The sequence below is a fragment of the Bernardetia sp. MNP-M8 genome (assembly GCF_037126285.1).
Taxonomy (GTDB): Bacteria; Bacteroidota; Bacteroidia; order Cytophagales; family Bernardetiaceae; genus Bernardetia.
In genome coordinates this window covers 4,525,688-4,544,482 of record NZ_CP147012.1, presented here as the reverse complement: position 1 = coordinate 4,544,482, position 18,795 = coordinate 4,525,688, and the positions used below count along the sequence as shown (strand labels likewise).

Annotated in this window: 13 protein-coding genes; 4 read left to right on the top strand and 9 right to left on the bottom strand. The window is 32.2% G+C overall.

The annotated features are described in order from the left end of the window. Positions 1–89 precede the first annotated feature (89 nt). From V9L04_RS18380 to V9L04_RS18360, 5 genes are all read right to left on the bottom strand, one after another. Entirely contained in the window at positions 90–743 is a 654-nt protein-coding gene (locus tag V9L04_RS18380) for a hypothetical protein (protein WP_338791384.1), read from the bottom strand. Positions 744–771: 28 nt separating this feature from the next. Continuing rightward, complete coding sequence (locus V9L04_RS18375) at positions 772–4,053, bottom strand: hypothetical protein (RefSeq protein ID WP_338791383.1); 3,282 nt, start codon at positions 4,051–4,053, stop codon at positions 772–774. 288 nt (positions 4,054–4,341) lie between these two features. After that, positions 4,342–4,866 carry a flavodoxin gene (locus V9L04_RS18370; RefSeq protein WP_338791382.1) on the bottom strand — a complete coding sequence of 175 codons (525 nt, stop codon included), beginning with the start codon at positions 4,864–4,866 and terminating at the stop codon, positions 4,342–4,344. Between the two features lie 95 nt (positions 4,867–4,961). Continuing rightward, positions 4,962–5,165 (bottom strand): DUF6132 family protein, encoded by a 204-nt coding sequence (locus tag V9L04_RS18365; protein WP_338791381.1) that lies wholly within the window; start codon positions 5,163–5,165, stop codon positions 4,962–4,964. Positions 5,166–5,490: 325 nt separating this feature from the next. Further along, complete coding sequence (locus tag V9L04_RS18360; RefSeq protein ID WP_338791380.1) at positions 5,491–5,838, bottom strand: hypothetical protein; 348 nt, start codon at positions 5,836–5,838, stop codon at positions 5,491–5,493. Positions 5,839–5,929: 91 nt separating this feature from the next. Between V9L04_RS18360 and V9L04_RS18355 the strand changes: the two genes are divergently transcribed. Beyond that, positions 5,930–6,649, top strand: a complete 720-nt coding sequence (locus V9L04_RS18355) for an SDR family oxidoreductase (protein ID WP_338791379.1) — start codon at positions 5,930–5,932, stop codon at positions 6,647–6,649. Between the two features lie 112 nt (positions 6,650–6,761). Here the strand turns inward: V9L04_RS18355 and V9L04_RS18350 are convergent, their stop codons facing one another. Both V9L04_RS18350 and V9L04_RS18345 read right to left on the bottom strand, forming a co-directional pair. Then, on the bottom strand, positions 6,762–8,003 hold the full coding sequence (locus tag V9L04_RS18350) for a DUF1501 domain-containing protein (protein WP_338791378.1): 1,242 nt from the start codon (positions 8,001–8,003) through the stop codon (positions 6,762–6,764). Positions 8,004–8,139: 136 nt separating this feature from the next. Then, positions 8,140–9,561, bottom strand: a complete 1,422-nt coding sequence (locus tag V9L04_RS18345; RefSeq protein ID WP_338791377.1) for a DUF1800 domain-containing protein — start codon at positions 9,559–9,561, stop codon at positions 8,140–8,142. A 223-nt stretch (positions 9,562–9,784) separates the two neighbouring features. On the opposite strand from V9L04_RS18345, the gene V9L04_RS18340 reads away from it, so the two are divergent. Beyond that, positions 9,785–10,759, top strand: coding sequence for a cation diffusion facilitator family transporter (locus tag V9L04_RS18340; RefSeq protein ID WP_338791376.1), 975 nt, complete (start codon positions 9,785–9,787; stop codon positions 10,757–10,759). A gap of 79 nt (positions 10,760–10,838) precedes the next feature. Here V9L04_RS18340 and V9L04_RS18335 read toward each other — a convergent pair whose 3' ends face one another. Next, the gene (locus V9L04_RS18335) at positions 10,839–11,771 is read right to left on the bottom strand and encodes a tryptophan 2,3-dioxygenase family protein (protein ID WP_338791375.1); all 933 of its coding nucleotides are present in this window, start codon (positions 11,769–11,771) and stop codon (positions 10,839–10,841) included. A 182-nt stretch (positions 11,772–11,953) separates the two neighbouring features. Here V9L04_RS18335 and V9L04_RS18330 point away from each other — a divergent pair, with 182 nt between their 5' ends. Further along, positions 11,954–12,670: an RDD family protein gene (locus tag V9L04_RS18330; protein ID WP_338791374.1), complete on the top strand. Its 717-nt coding sequence runs from the start codon at positions 11,954–11,956 to the stop codon at positions 12,668–12,670. A gap of 170 nt (positions 12,671–12,840) precedes the next feature. Next, positions 12,841–13,419 carry a hypothetical protein gene (locus V9L04_RS18325; RefSeq protein ID WP_338791373.1) on the top strand — a complete coding sequence of 193 codons (579 nt, stop codon included), beginning with the start codon at positions 12,841–12,843 and terminating at the stop codon, positions 13,417–13,419. 83 nt (positions 13,420–13,502) lie between these two features. Here the strand turns inward: V9L04_RS18325 and V9L04_RS18320 are convergent, their stop codons facing one another. Beyond that, positions 13,503–18,716 (bottom strand): hypothetical protein, encoded by a 5,214-nt coding sequence (locus V9L04_RS18320; RefSeq protein WP_338791372.1) that lies wholly within the window; start codon positions 18,714–18,716, stop codon positions 13,503–13,505. Between the last annotated feature and the right edge of the window lie 79 nt (positions 18,717–18,795).

Below are 18,795 nucleotides of genomic sequence, written 5' to 3'. Positions count from 1 at the left end.
GAAATTTAGAACGAAATTACAATAAAGTGTTCTATTTTACAAAGAATTGAAAACCCATACTCATAAAAGAACAAAAAACCTGTAATTTTTTAGGTTACAATTTTATGAAAATCCATTTTTGAATTACTTCTTCTATAATAAACCCCAGAGTCTAACCGTATTATTTCGTGAGTTGAAAACTTAGAAAAACCCCAAACAGGTTCATTAAATTTTGAGTAAATAGTTCGTTTTTTAGTAATTAAGTTAAGAACAGAAACACATCTATTACCCATTTCAGCGATATAAAGTTTGTTTTCAACTCTATTAATTTCCTCTGGAAAACTCAATGGACTATATTCCTCATAAGGAATTCCCAGCTCAAATATAGTATCACCTGTATTTATATTTTTACAAAGAACAACCTGTCCTGCTCCTGTTGCTATCCATAAGTTTTCCAAAGAGTCATCTAATTGAATTTGATATGGCGTAAAACCTTCAAAAAAGTCTTTTTTTACTTCTATCAAAACTCCTTTTCTATCGAATATTTTCAAATCATTTTGCTGATAGAATGCAACAATTATTTTATTTGGCGTGACACAATAGCTATACCCTAGTAGTTTGAATAAATTGAAATTATAAATACCAAATATAATCTCACAATATTCTTCTTTTGTAATCTCATGAATTGACTCTTGAATAGAATCCAAGTAAAAGTATTTATCTACAGAAAATGAAAAATATATTTTCTTATCAATTTCAATCATATTTTAATAAAAATTGGAAACGTCTTATTTAAAAATCATATCCAATACTTAAATAAAATTTTGCTCCTCCTGTTACGTCATCTTCTACACCCCATGCTGTATCAAAACGAGTAAAGTAATTAAAGATTTTGGTACGTACTCCAATTCCATATCCCCACAAGAAAGGATCTTTGAAGTTAGATACTTTTGCATAAAATGGTGTTCCTGGTTGCCCTCCCACTTCTACTGTATTGAGTGCGTTTTCTCTATTGAAAGGGCTAATTCCTGTCCAAGCTGAGCCAATATCATTAAAGGCTATAAGTTGTAGGTTTTGGAAGAAGGTAGAACGTATTGTTCCTCTATATAAAAGCTGAGCAACAGGAACACGAAGTTCTATATTGGTCAGGACAAAATTGCTTCCAGAGAGTTTGTTATAATCAAAACCACGCATTGGGGTAGCATAACGCAAAAACAAATAATCACTATAGTCATTTTTATATGAATCATATACATCTGGATTCAGGTAAAAAGGATCATCTTGAGAAAGTTCGGTTGGATTAGGTTGTCGTTGAAAAATCCAATTATCAACGCCTCCTAATCTAAAGTTTTTAGGAGAATTTCCAAATGATTTTCCATAAGCAACACGAGCAGCTAAAGTTACTTTTCGTCCTAGTGGAATATAATGACGAGCATCAATAGAAATATTAGTAAAAGTTTCGTTACCATAATTCAAACCCTGATAATGGTCAATGGTTGCTCTAAACTTTGAACCTTCTAATGTATTTGGTCCTGTAATGATACTATTATCAAATACAAACTCTAGGCTTGAACCAGCATAACGAGTAATTTTGTCTGGAAAAGCCTGTATCGCAGGGTCAATTTCACTTGTAGCAAAAAACTGTTTTTGTGCTACAAAAGGCGATAAAACAATTCGTGTTGTTACATTGAATGGATATGAAATTGTCCCTGATAGTTTGCTCAAATAATATCTATGAATAAAAAAGTCTGTCAAAAGCTCATAGCCCTGACGGTCGAATCTTGCACCATAATCAATTCTATTTTTCAAGTATTTATATTCAGCGAAGAGCATTCCACTCTGAATATCAAAAAAACCACGATTGAATAATCCTGCTTCTAGTTTATGATTTTCAAGAGCATCACTCATCGAAACTTCTAAGAGAACACCAAAGTTACGAAGTGGGTCAAGTGCAATTGTTGTTACACTTCTTTCGAAAGCAAATTTATTATGATATTCTAAAGGACCTTTTACAGTAATCTTTTGATTTTGTTTGTCTTTTGCTCGTTGTGCAAAATAATCATAGTCTTTTAAGAGACGTTTTTTGCGTGTAGGTTCATCTTTATTATTTCCATACGTATCAAATTCATAATCATCTTTCTCTTTTATTTTTGTTGTATCAGCAGGAGAAGTTTCAGAATTATCATTACCCAAGTCTATATTTTCATTTGAGTTATTTTTTTCTTCTTTCTCTTCTCTCTCACTTTGATTTCTTAATTCTTTCAAAAAACGAGCATCTAAAAGCTGACTTCTATAAGTTTTGCCTGTAAATATTTCGTGTTTTGGAATAAGTGTAGTTGTCAATAATTCTAATTGATCTTGCTGACGAGCAACAAAGGCTATTTTTTCTGATTTTAAATCATAATCGTAACTTTCTATTCCAACAAAGAATGTAGATAGTTGAGCATTAACCCCAATTTTTTCTTTTGACAAAGTATGTAAAAACAGATGACGGATTCCTAACTCTTCTGTTATGTATAAAATTCGATTTTCATCGATAGAAATTGGTTTTGTGGCACTACTATTTTGATTAGTTAGTTGCTTTAAAATATCCTTTTCAATAGGGTTATAAATAAACAAATTGAAATAAGGTGACTGCTCAACAGAAGGAGAAGTTTTGAGAGAATCACTTGTGCGATTAGAACTAAAGACAATTTGATTATTATTTCCTTTTAAAAAGTAAGGATCAATATCATCATTTGTATCATCTGTAATTTTGGAAAGGCGAGCAGAACCTAAATCAAAAGTAAAAATATCTGACTTACCTCGTTGTGTACCACTCAAAACTATTTTTTGTCCTTTCTCATCAAAACTAAAACTTTGTATGTTTTCTAGTGTCTTGATTTGATAGTTTTTTATTTCTTTTCCATTCAAATTATATATTTTGAGAAAATATTTATTTTTTGAATAGGATAAGATACCTAATTCATTATTATTTTTCCAAGACATCAGAGGCGAATTCTCATCATAACGCTGATTGATTACAAAGAGTCCTCCCTTAGTAAATTTCTTATTTTTCTTGTTTGTAGAATTATCATTTATATCTTCTACATAAATTCTGAACTTTCCTTGATTGTTTTCTGCATATACCAAAAGATTTCCATCAGGGCTGAAACGAGGATGATGAATATATTGAGATTCGGCTGAAGTAGCTATCAAATTAGTTTTTCCAAAATTGGAATAATTATTTATGTCTTTGTATTGATTGCGATAAAAGGCTTCCCATCTTTTTAGGAAAGTTTCATATTCAATTCCTAAAGTTCCTTGAATACCTTGTTTTTCACTTCTCACAATTCGTGTCAGATTTAAAATATTCGAAACTGTTGTTTGTCCGTACTCTTCTACAATAAAATTCCATAGCGATTGCCCAACAAGTTGTGCATTTTTACCTCTAAAACTCTCAGGATAAGGAAACTTCTTTGCCATTAGATTACTTCTTACAAAGTTATCCATTTCTGTATTCCAACCTTCAGCCGTATAGGCAGCAGCACCTGACATCAACCAGTCTGGCAAACTTAATAAAAATGAACTTTGTAGTGTTTCTTTCAAATTTCCTCCATACATCATTTCAGACAATAGTGAAGCTGCAATTTCTCTTAAAAGTTCTTTTCGATAGGCTTCTCTATAATCCGAAAAGGCAATCTCTACCACTGATTTTCCTAAATTGGTTTGTCCTCCAATGCTAAAATCTTGGTCGTTGATACCAATATTACTCTGTTGAAGCTCGCCAATAGAGCGATAAACAAAAATCTTAGTCTTGTTATAAGGAGCAAAACCCAAAAACTGCGTCATTCTACCAAAATCAGATTCAGCATAACGAGCCGTAAGAAGAGCCATTTCATATCCTCCTTCATAATAATAAATTTCAAAATTATCAGAGGTAACGTACTTCCAATCAAAATTTTGATATTGAACACGATTTTTACCAAATTGATCTACTTCGGTTGGAAATTGTTGTGCAAAAATTGTATTAGAAAATCCTAAAGTTAGAATTACTAAAAATGATAAGGCAGCTAAAAAAATATTTTTTTTCATAAAATGTTATTCTCCAAACCCTAAGGGTCTTGAAGACCCTTAGGGTTTAATTAGTATAAAAGTCTTTACGTTATATAAATGCTAAACATTGCAAAAAGTTGTGAAAACTTGATACGAAATAGCAAAAAAATAGGCGAAAGTAGATTACTCTCGCCTAAAAATAATGAAAATAGTAACGTTAGAAGAAAAATCTTTGTTAAAAAAATAGGTTTAGATGATTTCCTAAATTTTAGAATTAAAGTAGTAGGAATTCAAATCTAACTTCTAAATTCATACTTCTAACTTTATTTACTCTGTTTCTACTTCTAGTCCAAATTCTTGTAAAACTTGTGGAAGCCAAGCATTTAAGCGTTCTTGTGTCATTTCGGGTTGATTGTCTTCATCTATGGCAAGTCCCATAAATACTCCATCTCTTTCACCTTTTGAGTTTTCGTAGTCATAGCCTTCTTTAGACCAAAAACCCACCAACTCTCCTCCTTTGCTTTCGATAACTTCGCCAATCATTCCGATTGCATCACAAAACCACTCGCCATAACCCCATTGGTCGCCAAGACCAAAAATAGCTACTTTTTTTCCTGTAAAATCGATGTTTTCGAACTCTGGCAAAATCTCTTCCCAGTCGCTTTGAAGTTCGCCATCATACCAAGTTGGTGCGCCTAGAATTAAATATTCATAAGGAATAACTGCTTGTGCATCGTGTTCGCCAAAGTTGTATAAATCGACAAACTCTTCGCCTAGCATTTCTCTAATTTGCATCGATACCGTTTCGGTATTTCCTGTATCTGTTCCGTAAAAAAGTCCTATAATTGCCATACTATATATATTAATTACGAATTATGAATTATAAATTACGAATAATCTATAATTCATAATTTCTTCTTTATAATGAATTAAATCAATTAAAAATTTTACTTTTTCTTTTGAAATTGTCCTTGAATAATTGAGCCAAAAAGTCCACCTAAAAGGAGTCCATAAGCTGTCATATTATACCAAACTGATTTTATTGCACACGTTCCCGAAAGGCAACCCACTTCTTTCCAGTAGAAAAAACCGACGATTGCGCCTAGAGTTGCACCAATAATAATGAGTTTTTGGTTTTTTAGAATATTCATAATTGAATGTTAATTTGATTTGTTTTCAAAGTTTTGATTTGTGTGCTACTTCTTAAAATCTCTTGACAATTCTATTCCTTTGAGTTTTTGCAAAGGTATTGAAAAGTTATTTAAAATCCTTCTAAATTACTATTTTCCTTTTCTGATTGTTTCTATTTTAAGAAATTAAAGGGTTTTGCATACTACTAGACACTTTTCAATAAATAGGTTAGTCCCAAAAGGGCAGACCGTCTATTAAAGCTAAGAGCAAGAGAAGCTAACTACAAATGGTCTGCTCTACGAGACTGACCTTATTTTATTTACGAAATTTATAAAATAATTGCCCTTATTTATTCCTGTTTTTTGTTTTTGAAAGCGTTTCTTTACAATCTTTGATACAGCTTTTTGTACTTAGTGTACTTTCATAGAAAAGTTTAGCACCTTTCATTACACTTTTTTTCTTAAAGCTATCAAATTCTCCTCTCATATATTTATCATCTAAAATATAACCTATATCCCTTATTTGATATTTTAGCTTTTGGGTTGATATAAATAAATGTGTATTTGGATTAACAGGATAATATATTTCATCTACAATAGAAATTAACTTGTCCTCTTCCAATTTTAGAGCGTTTTCTAATGTGACTAGAAGTTTTTCTATCATTGCTGTTCCTTCTTTATACTCGTCAGACATTTTTTAAGATTTAAGGGTTCAAAACAATTTCTTGCTACATTTCATTACAAAGGAAAATCAAAAATACATTTTTCTAACTTTTTTATAGATAATGAACACAAGCAATTCTAACTTTGAAGGTAAAAATATATTAATCATTGGCGCAAGTTCTGGCATCGGACATGCACTTGCCAAACAACTTGAAAATCAAGGAGCTACACTTTTTACAGCTTCACGCACCAAACCAGAGGGAATAAATTCTACACATACAGAACTGGACATAACAGGAGAAATTGATAGTTTACAAATTCCTGATGAGCTTCATGGATTGGTGTATTGTGCAGGAAGTATAAATTTAAAGCCTTTTGCACGTCTGAAAATAAAGGATTTTGAAAATGATTTTCAGATAAATGTACTTGGTGCAGTAAAGGTAATTCAGCACAGTTTAAAGGCTTTAAAGAAAGCTGATACAAGTAGTATTGTTCTTTTTAGTACGGTTGCTTCGAAAGTAGGAATGAATTTTCATGCGAGTATTGCCACAGCAAAATCTGCCGTTGAAGGTTTGGCGCAGTCATTAGCTGCCGAATTGGCTTCACAAAAAACAAGAGTAAACGTACTTGCACCTTCGCTCACAGATACACCACTGGCAAAATCCTTATTATCTACAGAAGACAAAAAAGAAGCATCCAACAAACGCCACCCATTAGGAAGAGTAGGAACAGCCGAAGATTTGGCTTCTGCTGCTGCTTTTTTATTATCCGATGAAAGCACTTGGATAACAGGACAAATACTAGGAGTTGATGGTGGAATGGGAAAAATAAAATTGGTTTAATGAAGTTATGAATTGGGAATAGAGGTGTAGCATCCTTTATGGAAACTTTATCATCTACCCTTATCAAATAGAAAAGACTAATAATATTTTGCATAACATCTCATTCTACAATTTAAACCAACCCCAAATTTTCAAAATCTGCATTCAAGATACTTCTAGAATCAGTTTTAAGCCAATTTTTGAGAATATCACTATAAATTTGACGAAAATCTATTTTAAATTTCAAATCTCCATTATCCAAATCAGTTAAATTTGGGGCTTGTCCTACAAATTGTTTCTTTTTTAGGTTTCCACCTGCTAAAAAAACTACGTTTGCTGTTCCGTGGTCTGTTCCACGACTTGCATTTTCACCTACTCTTCTTCCAAATTCTGAAAAAGTCATAATTAAAGTATCGTTCCAATCATTAGTTTTCTTTAAATCTTTACGAAGTGCTTCAATACCTTCTGCATAACTTTTAAAAAGTCTTTCTTGTTGATTTTTTTGATTGGCATGCGTATCAAAACCATTCAAAGAAACATAATAAATTTGAGAATCTGAACCTGCACTAATGAGTTTAGAAACTTGTTGTAAATCTTTTCCAAAACGGTCATTAGGATAATTAGCTGAAGTTTTTCCTACTTTGTTTTTCTCAAATAAATACTCTGAACTCGCTGCTGTATTGGAAAGTGTTTGATATAAATAACTTACTTGTTCGTCATGAGAATGGTCATGATGAGGTTTGAGGTTAGATTTTAGAATATTATTTTGATTTTCTAAAAGAGCTTTTACAACTGGCGTACTTGTAGTTCTTTTGAGTCTATTCAAATCTTGAGCAGCAAAACCACTCTTTTTGATTCCTTTAAGAGCTAAACTAAGTGTGTCATCCATTTCTAAAGCAAAATGAGCATTTTTATTTTCTGTATAAATTTTATCCAAATAACGCCCCAACCAACCTGTTGAAAGATATTCATCCGAACTACTTCCTGTCTGCCAAATATCCATAGAACGAAAGTGCGAACGGTCAGGGTTTGGATAACCTACATTATTTATAATTGTAAATTCTCCCTCTTCATAAAGTTTTTTGAGTGGCAAAAGGGCAGGATTGAGTCCTTGTTCATCAGAAAGTTTAATAACTTCATCTTTTGAAATGGCAATTTGTGGACGTTTTTTGTAATAAATATCATTCCTGAATGGAACAACTGTATTGAGTCCATCATTGCCTCCTGAAAATTGAATGATAATGAGTTTTTTATTTGAATTTTTGATAGAATTTGCAGCCACAGAATCAAATCCTTTTAAAAATAAAGGAACAAAAAGAGTTCCTGCCGTAGCAAGTCCCATTTGACCGATAAATTTTCTTCTAGTTGTTTTCATTGTTGTAATCTATTAAAAACAGGATTAAAACCCTGTCCAATTTATAATTCATAGTGGATTTTGAAAAAATATTCTTCTAAAAATTGAAAAGTAGTTTTTCAATTGAATAGGGTTTTAACCCTGTTTAGATAATACTCTAACACATTTGATATTCTGGTAAACTAAGAATTGAAACTGTCCATGCTTTTATTTTTTCGTTCTGATTAGTTGCTGCATTCGCATACTTTTCAAAAGCTATTTTTTGTAATATTTTATCTAATTCCTTTTTGGAGTCAGAAGGAATTTGTATCAAAAAATCAGAGAGTTCTTTTGCTAAATCTTTTGAATCTATTTTTTGAAATGATTTGATAAGTGGATTTAGATTTGCCGAAACATCAATTTTTCTTCCTACCCTTATTTTTCTTGTTTCAGGTTCATCTTTTATATCAATTTCTACTTCGGCTTGATTAAAAATGTAACCTGCATAGTTGAGACGAACTAGCAAAGTTGCATTGTCAATCCATGCTTTTCCACCTTGCCAACCAGCTACATTGGGAGGACGGAAAAGAATTTGTCCAAGTGCTTTCTGAGTAAACAAAATTCCATCTTCATTCTTAAAATCAAGGTCTAAAGTTCTCATTATTCCTACCAAAAACTCAACAGGTGATTTTATTTTTGAGCCAATATGCTTATCATCATAAAACCAATCTTGAGAAAACAAATGCTTCATTGTTTTTTCAATATCGTATTCTGAATTGAAAAAAACATCTGTTAATTCATCTACTTGTTTAGAATTGATATTGTTTTCATTGACAAAAAAGTGATAGATTTTGGTTGCAATAAAATGAGCTGTTTCTTTTTTGGAAAGAATAATATCGATAATATCAGTTCCATCAAAATTCCCTGTTTTTCCCATAAATGTTTTCTTTCCTTCGTCGTGCTGTCGCTCTCTAAACTGGAATTCTCCTGTCAGACGATTTGTAGACCAACCTGTAAATGCTCTCGCACCTTCTTTTACATCATTTTCGGTATAATTTCCTCTTCCAATGGTAAAGAGTTCCATAAGTTCACGAGCAAAACTTTCATTTGGGCTTTGTTTTTTATTTTGTTGATTATTCAAATACAAAATCATAGCAGCATCTTTAGCGATTGCCAAAACAAGGTCTTTAAAGTTTCCTAGTGCATGTTTTTTGATAGTATTGATTTGCTGAACAGCAAAAAGTGGATTTTTGAGTTCACAAGCAAAATGTCCGTGCCAGAAGAAAGTCATTTTTTCACGTAATGTTCCTTTTTGTGGATTTGCCATTTGTTCTATCCATTCTACATTAAGTTCTCTTACATCTTGTCTTGCTGCTTTTCGAAGTTTTTTTTTGTCTTTTTTATCCATGTCTTTCATTTCAGAAAGCGAAGGCATATCAAAATCATTAGAAAATTTATGAATAGATTTTGCACGCTGAAAAATCTGTTCGACGGCAGATTCTATATTTTTTGTAGTATTTAGCATTTCTATATCTTTTGGTAAAATACCAAATTCGGCACGCCAATATAAATGCTGTATCTTTTGAAGAGTTGATTTCATAAAAATAGTCGTTTTGTTATCTGAATAAAACAAAATTCTGACTATTAGACTATTTTTTATGAGAATGGTTTAATTTGATTAAAATTTAAAATTTAATTTCTCTTTTGATGTTTTTGAGTTTGTGTCTATCTTTGAACATTCTTAGAAAGAAATTTTTATTAAACGTCTATTTTTCAAACGGACTACGAAGTCTGTTATACATTTTATTATTCTATCAAAAATTATGGCTTCATCATCGAAAACGGCTGTTTATGCTTCCTTAGCAGCTAATTTAGGAATTGCAATCACAAAATTTATTGCTGCATATTTTACAGCAAGTTCGGCAATGATTTCAGAAGGAATTCATTCTGTAGTTGATTCTGGAAATGCAATTTTAATTCTCTTAGGAATGAAATGGAGTCAGAAACCAGCTGATGAAGAACATCCTTTTGGGTATGGTAAAGAGCTTTATTTTTGGACACTTATTGTAGCCATATTAATTTTTGCGATTGGTGGAGGAATGTCTATTTATGAAGGAATAGCTCACCTAAAAAACCCTACTGAATCTTCTGACCCAACTGTAAACTACATTGTTTTAATCATTGCAGCAATTTTTGAGGGTGCTGCGTGGTTTTTAGCATATCGCAAAATCAATATGGGAAGAGGAAAGAAAAGTCTTTGGCAGACTGTAAAAGACAGTAAAGACCCAGCTACTTTTGCTGTTTTGTTTGAAGATACGGCTGCTATTTTAGGTCTGATAATCGCATTTATTGGTGTTTTCTTGAGTCATACATTTGATGAGCCTCGTTTTGATGGTGCTGCTTCTGTTCTTATTGGTGTTGTCTTATCAATTGTTTCTGTTATGTTGGCGTATGAAAGTAAAGGGCTTTTGGTAGGAGAAGGTGCAGACCCTCGTTTAGTTAAAAAAATTCATGCTATTGTCAATTCAGATAGAGAAGTAAAAGATTGTGCAAAACCTCTTACTATGCACTTAGGTCCTGAAGAAGTATTTTTAGCTTTAGATGTAAAATTTAGTCCTAGCCTTACTGTTGCTCAACTTTCGAAGGCTATTGTGCGATTAGAATCTACAATCAGAACAGCCCATCCAGAAGTAAAACGGATTTTTGTAGAAGCAAAATCAGCTTTCAATCCTGATGATGTTTTTATAGATAATGTAGAGGATGATGATGAGATTGAAGGAGGATTTGTGGGAGAATAAAAATGGTTTTTAGAAACTAAAATATTTTGTGGTACAGAGCATATAATTTATTTATATACTTCTGTACCACATTTTTTTTCTACTCTTTTTCTGTTTCTGCCCAATGTTCTTTTTCTTCCTCTGTCCAAAGCGTAGGGAAAAATTTACGTTGTTGGAATTTTGGATGTAGATATTTTTTCCATGCAGAGCCTCCAGTAGCTGCTTTATTTTCGCCTTTACTATCCAAATAATGCTTTGCTGTATTGAGATGAACAAGTGGAAAAGTAACATTATAAAGCGTATCAAATTCTCTCAATAGCTTTTGTAACTCTGCCGAAATAGGCGAAATTTTATTTAATTTTATCAATTTATCTTCTACTGTATTTCCTTCTAACTCTTTGGCAAGAAGAATGAATTTATCTAAATATTTTTCCTCAAACTGTCTTAAAGTAAGCGTTTTATCTCCTGTTTTTCGGTTTTGTCCTGCATCTTTCCAATAGATATGCTCAAAATAATCTTCAATTTTTGGACTCTCAACTTCAGACAAACGCTCTATTCCTTTCTGATTAATTAAGTTTTTTACCCTAGTACAATAAATTTCAATAAAACGAAATTGTGCGCTCTGAAAACCACTTGCAGGAGTCAGAGTACTTCTAAATGTATTGTAATCATCATAATCCATTCCTTCACTCATTACTGAAAAAGAATTAATAAGCATAGAAGTATAACGATTCAGACGATGAATTTTGGTACTAATAAATTCTTCTGTAATGTTTTCTTCTTCAATAATTTGTTCTAATTCATGAACCATCAACTTTAAAGTAAGCTCAGTAATTTGATGATAAATGATAAATATTTCTTCATCTTTAAAGTCAGTACGAGGTTTTTGAAGGGAAAGTAATGTATCTACTTCAATATAATCCCAGTAATTAATTGGTTTGGCTTGTAACAATCCCTTTAAATACGTATCTGGATTTTCACCTAAATTGTGATACTTTTCATTGATAGCTTTTATGATTTCTTCTTGTGTCATTGTTTTTAATTGATTTGTATTTTTTTACAAAGTTAAGCATATAGAATCAAATGATTTAGTGAATGAGTTTTTAAAATCAATTTTAAGAATATTTGTTTACTATTTTTACAACCAAATTCTTATTTTTAGAGTAAGAAATAGTAAAAGAATATTAAAAGTTTGCTATAACCGTCCTCTTTAAAATGAAAAATGCTTTAACACTTACCGAAAAAGAAACTTTTTTTCTAAAAGAAAACCGTCAAGACCCAGTGACAGGAGATGAATTTTGTGTAGGAGATGAAATAGTTTTTTGTGCTTCTTGTAAATCTGCTTTTTTGAAAGAAAGCTGGGAATACATGAACTCAAAACATTGTGGACAGACATTTACACTCAAAAAATTTCCTGTTCAATCCAAACTAAAACTTTCTAAGCCTATTGTTTATGACTTTAGAAAGGCTGACACTAATAATCGTATTTTTGCTTATTTGATAGATAATTTAGTAGCTATTGTTTTAGCAACAATTTCTTTTTTTGCTTTTATGGGATTTAATAATAACTTTTTTGATGTTTTGCCTTTTTTGATAGGAATTGCCTATATGCTCTTTAGGGATATTATAGGAATCAAATCTAGTATAGGAAAAAGAATAATGGGACTTTATTTTATACATACACAAACTCAAAAAAAAGCTTCTCCTTTTGTTCTTCTATTTAGAAATGTATTTTATTGGATTTGTCTTTTTGCTGCAATTAGTCTTGTAGTTTTTTTAGAAGCAGTTACAGGAGCAAGTGGAGTTATAGGAAGTTTGTTAGGCTTTGGGCTGTTGATTGCAAATATTGTCCATGTGATTATCGTTCTTGCCAATCAAAATAACATTTTTGATAGAATATTGAGAATAGAATTAGTAGAGAAAAGGAAATAACTGTGAATGACTAATCGTATTGGAAGATTCATATTACAAAGACCGAAACCTACAAAACAAACAAATTGTTAAAAAATGCTTTTACAAAATATTTTGTGTATTGTTTTAAAGAACAAAAATAAAATTATATAAGTTAGATAAAGAATACTATTTTTATAAACCCTAAAAACATGGAAAAAATACCAACCATTTTCGACCGAAACTGGGAAACTGACCGAAAAGTAAACAATAAACTCGTTGTTACAGATTTTGATTTTGAAAATGCTATTGCTACCGAAAAGTTGGATGGAACAAATGTGCGTGTAACTGTCAGAAATAATACTGTTGTGAGAGTAGAAAAGCGCAGAAATCCAGACAAAAAACAAAAAGCAAATGGAATAAAAGACCCTTGGTATGTAGATGCAAGCAAAGAAGATAAAGCTGATAAATATATTTTTGAAGCTGTAGAAAATACTGATTTTTCAGATGTTGCTGATGGAGAATGGAGTGCAGAAGCACTAGGAGAAAAAATACAAGGCAATCCGTTGAATTTGGAAGGGCATACTTTATTTATTTTTTCCTTAGAAAATTGGCTAGAAAAAGTGGTCTATAAAGATGCTCCAACTTCTTTTGAAGAGTTAAAAAAATGGCTTCCTAATCAAAAAACTAAATTCGGTAATCAAAAAAATGATACAGGAATTGAAGGAATTGTTTGGCACAATCTAAAAAACGGTCAGATGTGTAAAATAAAAGTAAAAGATTTTGAATAAATTTTTAATAATAAAAAAAGTCTTACAAAATATATTTTGTAAGACTTTTTTTTGCTTTATTTATCAAAGAAGTTATTTAAAATCTATTTTAGAGGAATAGAAGGTGTTGCTGGATAAACACCTCTAAAACGAGCCATAAACTCATCTATTTCTGCTCTATCAGCCAAATCAAATTTATCTTTTGCTTTTGGATCTGTAATTAGAGTATTATATTCTTCATTTGAAGAAAGTGTTTTGAGTGTACGTCCGTCAAACTGAAAGTAATACCATTTATCTGGGTCAAGTTCAAAATAAAGTGTAAACTCATCTCTACTTCCTGTCTGTGGAATTTCAAAATAACCTGTCGTTTTGACATCAATTTCTTCTTTTAAGATGGCAGCCAAACCAATATCACCTACACTATAAAAAGTCTGTTCATCAGGCGACCAGTTCATTGTTACATCTGAGAGAACAATTGTTTTACTGATTACGTCTGCAATACCATAATCATTTGGAGCAAATCGTTTTTGGAAGTTTTGAGCTTCTTTTGCGCCTGCTTGTCCTGCAATTTTGAGAAGCGTGTTTTTTGATTTGTTTACAGTAGGCTCAAGTTTTAGACGTTCTCTATTTTCCTCTACAAACGAATTTAAATCATCTCTCATAAATGAGAGTGCATCTCCTTTTGATTCTATATTAATACTTGCCATTGCATCAATTGTATATTGTTTGTTTTGGAAGTTTGCTTTTCCAACACCTGAAACATCTACTTGCGCTCTTTGATTGCTTTTAAACAACAATAGTTTTCCATCAAACTCAGCTGTTCCTAATGTTTTGCTGGCTTTAAAAGAGTTTCCATCTTCAATTTCAGATGATTTGGCTCTTTCTTCAGAAATAATCAAAATTGATTTTTCTTCAGGTTTTACTTTTACTTGTCCTTCTCCTAATAGTATAGGTTCTGATTTAGGAATATCTTCCTGCATTACAGGAACAAATAAACCTTCTTCGCTCAAATAAATTCCTGTAAATGCAGGCTGACCTCCAATTTTTTGGTCTTTAATTAGTTCTGATGAACCTGCTGCTGCAATTTTTTGTGCTTTCTTAGATTTTGCATCTACATAAGCTGCACTTACCAAAGGAAACCAACCTGTTTGAGGCACACCATCAATTACAAGTCTTGCTTGTCCATTGAATTCTAATTCCGAAAGCCAAGCCTTTAGAGTTACTTCTCCTCTAAACTGCTTACCTTCTGAATAGATAAAATCAGTATCATCAATGACATCATCTTGTTCTTCGATAGTTGTAACTGAGATAGTTCCTTCTGTACCAATAAGTTTTTCTGCAATATCTGTTTTGCGTAAGCTATCAGGCAAATCTTCTTCTTTAATTACTTGTTTACCATAATTATTCAGTCGTAGATATTGAATTTTATCTGTTCCGTTGTCATAGTTTAGAATAGCTTCACCTTGATACTCATTTTTAGAAAGAATATCTACATTACCTTCTGTCAGTTTGTGGTATTTATTGATATAATTAATTACGAGTTCGGCATCTTCTAGCTTATCCATTTTAGCATTTTCACGAATGGTAACATTTCCTTCTCTTGGATAAATTTCTGTATCTACTACCAAAATATAAGGTACTCCACCAATCGTTAAGTTACCACTAGGAATATGATAATTAGCAAAAGCAGCTCTAAAATTCAAACTGTCTTGCTCTGGAGCAGTAGAAACAAAATATTGTTTGCTAATATCTCCTGTTTCGTCTAAGCGAAAAGCTACTGTTTGAGCATCTGCATTCCAATATCCTGTTGCCAGTGAAGTTTTGTATTTTAAGCTTGGAAAATCAAAAACTTGCTCACCCAAAACTTCAGAAGTAATGGTAGCAGTACGAGGAGTAGCTAAAATATCATACTCAAATTTCACATTTTTTGCTGCAACTGCTGGCATGGTTGTATCAGTTAAAGATTTAATCTGAAAATCTGATTCACGTCCAAAAACACGAGTGGTTTCAAAAGCAAATAATTCGGATTCAATGATGGCATCTTGTGTTTCTACTGTTCCATATCCCTTCAAGCCTAATGGAGTAAGAGCTAATGTTCCTGTATAATTTGCTTCTTTTAGCGTTCCACTTTCTCCTTTATACATTCGGAAAGGTTGGTCTGTTGTAGAAAGCATCATACTATCTTGTTTTGGTAGCCATTTCATTCGATAATTTTCTAATTCTACTTGTGGAAACATAGCATCATCAATAGTAACAGCATTTATTTTACCTTTCGAAGTAGCTAATTTTGCTGCAAACTCTCCTTTTGAAGTAGCAGAATCAGCAAAAAAGATAAAATCATTTGAGTTTAGCTCGGCAGCTAGATACGTTATTTTGGCTGGTGTATTATCTATTGTTTCTTCTTCTGTTAAGTCTTTTGTCTTGACATTTTTCTTAGAGTTTTCTTCAATATCTTGAATATATCGCTCACTACCTGCACGAATACCACTATTACTGACTACTACCTTTCCTGTAAGCAACTTTCCTTTTCCTCCATACAAAGACATTCCATCTGCATGTTGTGGGTCATTTACATTGTGTGTAAAACCAAGTGATTTGTCAGGCATTACTCGTATTGGTTCTTTGAATTTATCAAAAATTGGTGTATTGAATGTTCCACCAAAGCGTAAATCTTCTGGTTTTCTTTTTGCCAAACTATCTAACGTAAAGTTATCTACATCAAAACGAACTGTCGAATCGCTATATGCTCCTCCCATTACTTCACTTCCACCAAAACGAACTGTTCCTCCAGAAGTAGTATTAAAAAGAGGATAACGCTGAGAATCTTTAAATCGTTGTTGGTCATATACTCCTGCTTTGTTGTAAGGAAGGTTGATTGAAAATGTTCCTGATACATCTTTAAAACTATTTGGCATGGTATCTCCATCAACAAAAAACTGCATAGAGTCAATTTTTTCCATATCAAACTTAAAATCTTTATAATCAAATTCGAATCCTTCTCCATTAAAGATAAAGTTTTTAGCTGCCACTTGTCCATTGACAGTCATATTTCTATTTTCTTTAATAATCACTTGCTTATCAACAGGTTTTGCTTTTACAGCGTAGTAATTTACTGAATCTACCTTTGCATTACTGTATAATACTTCTTCTACACCTCTTACTTTAAGTTCATTATTTTCAAAATAATAGGTGAGGTTATCACTATTTGTACCTAAAGAAGAGAGCCTAATTTGGTCATAATCAGAACGTAATCGGCTAGTTGTTGGCAAATTAGCTCTTGCGTACAGCACTCCTTTTTGAGTCATGGTAACCCAATCGGCAGCCTCATCATATTCTACAAAACCAGCACCTGCCATATCACGCATTGAACTTTTTACATGCACAGGTTTTTGTTTAAAATGATTTGCCAAATCTGCACTTGTAAAAGAAAGTCCAAATGGTTTTCTCTGTGTAATATATGCCCAAGCCATCACTAAAGGGTTGAAAGGATACATTCCCTGAACAGACCTAAGCTCATATTCATTGAAATAAGCATTTGAAGTAACGGTTACAAAATCAATCTGTTTGAGAATAGAATCTCTCTTGGATACATTTCTACTAGCAGCTTCATAAGCTGACATAACAGCACCACGCCCTGCCAAACTATACATATTCATGGTATCTGATTTTATATCCCAACTTGCATAATCAGCCGAAATACTCACATCATGATAAGAATCTATAAAAGGAGCATATTTAAAAAGTTGTTTGTCTCTACGAGCTAAAAGCTGTTCGCTTTCATCATCATAACGTAACTTTACACCTTGGTGTGCTAAGGAATCTTTATCTGTCGTATAAATAACTAATTGAGAAAGACGATTTGTAACAGCGTGTTCACTAAAAACATAACTTTCTCTTGAAGTAGATTTGAAACGCACTTTTCCCTCTTGTTCTAATCGTATAGAAGATGCTCCTCCACCTAGCGATTTAGAAATTATCTTTTTTCCTATTAGTGAAAAACCTCCTTGATAAATAATATCTTTCAAAAATCCTTTTACTTCAATATCACTCTTATAAGATGTGAACCTTGGATATAATGGATTTTCCTTGTTGTTTGTACGAGAAGCAAAATAATCAAACTGTCCCACCACAGCAGAATCGACATAGCTTCCATAATGTAATTTGAATTCTTCTGCTTTTATTTCTGGTTTTTGTACTACAAAACTAAACTTAGTAAATTCTCCATACACATCAGGCAAAACGCCCCAATCAAAACGTCCTCCTTCACCTGTAAAAGCTGCTTCTGCAAACACTACCTGTCCTGTGGTATTTTTTATTTGTACTGTATCATTTGGCGTTTGGATAGTAAAAGTAATGTTATCCAAATTCATATAAGGACCTGCAAGAGGAAGTTTTTCAGAAACGGCATTGTAATCATACACCACATTAGGCTTTACAGCTGCTTCAAGTTTTATATCATTTTTTTTCTTTGTTTGATTGGTCTCACTTCCTGTATCTCCCCAATCTCCTCCAGAACCCCATTCATCAGGACTTCCCCAAACATTTGGGTCAGGTTTTACATCTCCTGTATTTTCTTCTTCCCAACTTGTATCCCAACCATCATTTGCCCAGCCATCATTGTCTGTCTTGGTTTCAGTTTCTCCCCAACCTAAATCTTCTGCTGTTTCTTTTTTCTCTTCTTGTTTTGTTTCTGTATCTGTTTTACTTTCAATAATTTCTGTTATATCAGCAGGCAGTTCGACGGCACTTTCAGGAACAGCAGCTTCTCTTCCATATCCAAAAGAAAAATTATTATTTCCTTCTACAGTTACTCCACTTGTTTCTCTATATTTATATAATTTATTTTCTGTTAGATAAAGACGTGTTATTCTATAAAAATTAGTTGCTACACCTATCGAAGCTTCCAAAACAGTTGTGTCAGCAACTTTCAGAAAAGAGGTCAGAAGCTCATCAGTCAGTCTTCCATTTTTTCTTCCATACACAATACAGGCATAGAAATCTTCTGAAGTTGGGTTTGTAGGATAATTTCGTTTATACATATCCTTTGCCACTTTGAATAACAATTTTTTTTGTTCTTCTGACATTCCACTCTCCCAAAGCGCAGCCACTCCATCAGCAATTTCTAAAGTAGTAGGTTGGGATTTTCTTTCAATAACTTGTCGCATGTCTTGCACAAAATTCTTCTCATCATTAAAATGTCTTTGTGCCTGACTTGCAAAAGAAATGATTGTCAGAAACAGAAAAACAGACAAACTGACTGATTTTCGTATTCTATTGTTTGACTCAGCTTGTAGTAGTAATTTTTTTAAAATTAGCATAGATTTGGATTTGTAATTATTAGTTTGGCAAGAATATGAAAAATACGTATTTTTTTTAGAAAAAAATAACTCTTCCAAA

Excerpts from the sequence above, each read along its gene's own strand:
- V9L04_RS18380 (WP_338791384.1), bottom strand. The coding sequence starts at position 743 with ATGATTGAAATTGATAAGAAAATATATTTTTCATTTTCTGTAGATAAA.
- V9L04_RS18375 (WP_338791383.1), bottom strand. The coding sequence starts at position 4,053 with ATGAAAAAAAATATTTTTTTAGCTGCCTTATCATTTTTAGTAATTCTA.
- V9L04_RS18370 (WP_338791382.1), bottom strand. The coding sequence starts at position 4,866 with ATGGCAATTATAGGACTTTTTTACGGAACAGATACAGGAAATACCGAA.
- V9L04_RS18365 (WP_338791381.1), bottom strand. The coding sequence starts at position 5,165 with ATGAATATTCTAAAAAACCAAAAACTCATTATTATTGGTGCAACTCTA.
- V9L04_RS18360 (WP_338791380.1), bottom strand. The coding sequence starts at position 5,838 with ATGTCTGACGAGTATAAAGAAGGAACAGCAATGATAGAAAAACTTCTA.
- V9L04_RS18355 (WP_338791379.1), top strand. The coding sequence starts at position 5,930 with ATGAACACAAGCAATTCTAACTTTGAAGGTAAAAATATATTAATCATT.
- V9L04_RS18350 (WP_338791378.1), bottom strand. The coding sequence starts at position 8,003 with ATGAAAACAACTAGAAGAAAATTTATCGGTCAAATGGGACTTGCTACG.
- V9L04_RS18345 (WP_338791377.1), bottom strand. The coding sequence starts at position 9,561 with ATGAAATCAACTCTTCAAAAGATACAGCATTTATATTGGCGTGCCGAA.
- V9L04_RS18340 (WP_338791376.1), top strand. The coding sequence starts at position 9,785 with ATGGCTTCATCATCGAAAACGGCTGTTTATGCTTCCTTAGCAGCTAAT.
- V9L04_RS18335 (WP_338791375.1), bottom strand. The coding sequence starts at position 11,771 with ATGACACAAGAAGAAATCATAAAAGCTATCAATGAAAAGTATCACAAT.
- V9L04_RS18330 (WP_338791374.1), top strand. The coding sequence starts at position 11,954 with ATGAAAAATGCTTTAACACTTACCGAAAAAGAAACTTTTTTTCTAAAA.
- V9L04_RS18325 (WP_338791373.1), top strand. The coding sequence starts at position 12,841 with ATGGAAAAAATACCAACCATTTTCGACCGAAACTGGGAAACTGACCGA.
- V9L04_RS18320 (WP_338791372.1), bottom strand. The coding sequence starts at position 18,716 with ATGCTAATTTTAAAAAAATTACTACTACAAGCTGAGTCAAACAATAGA.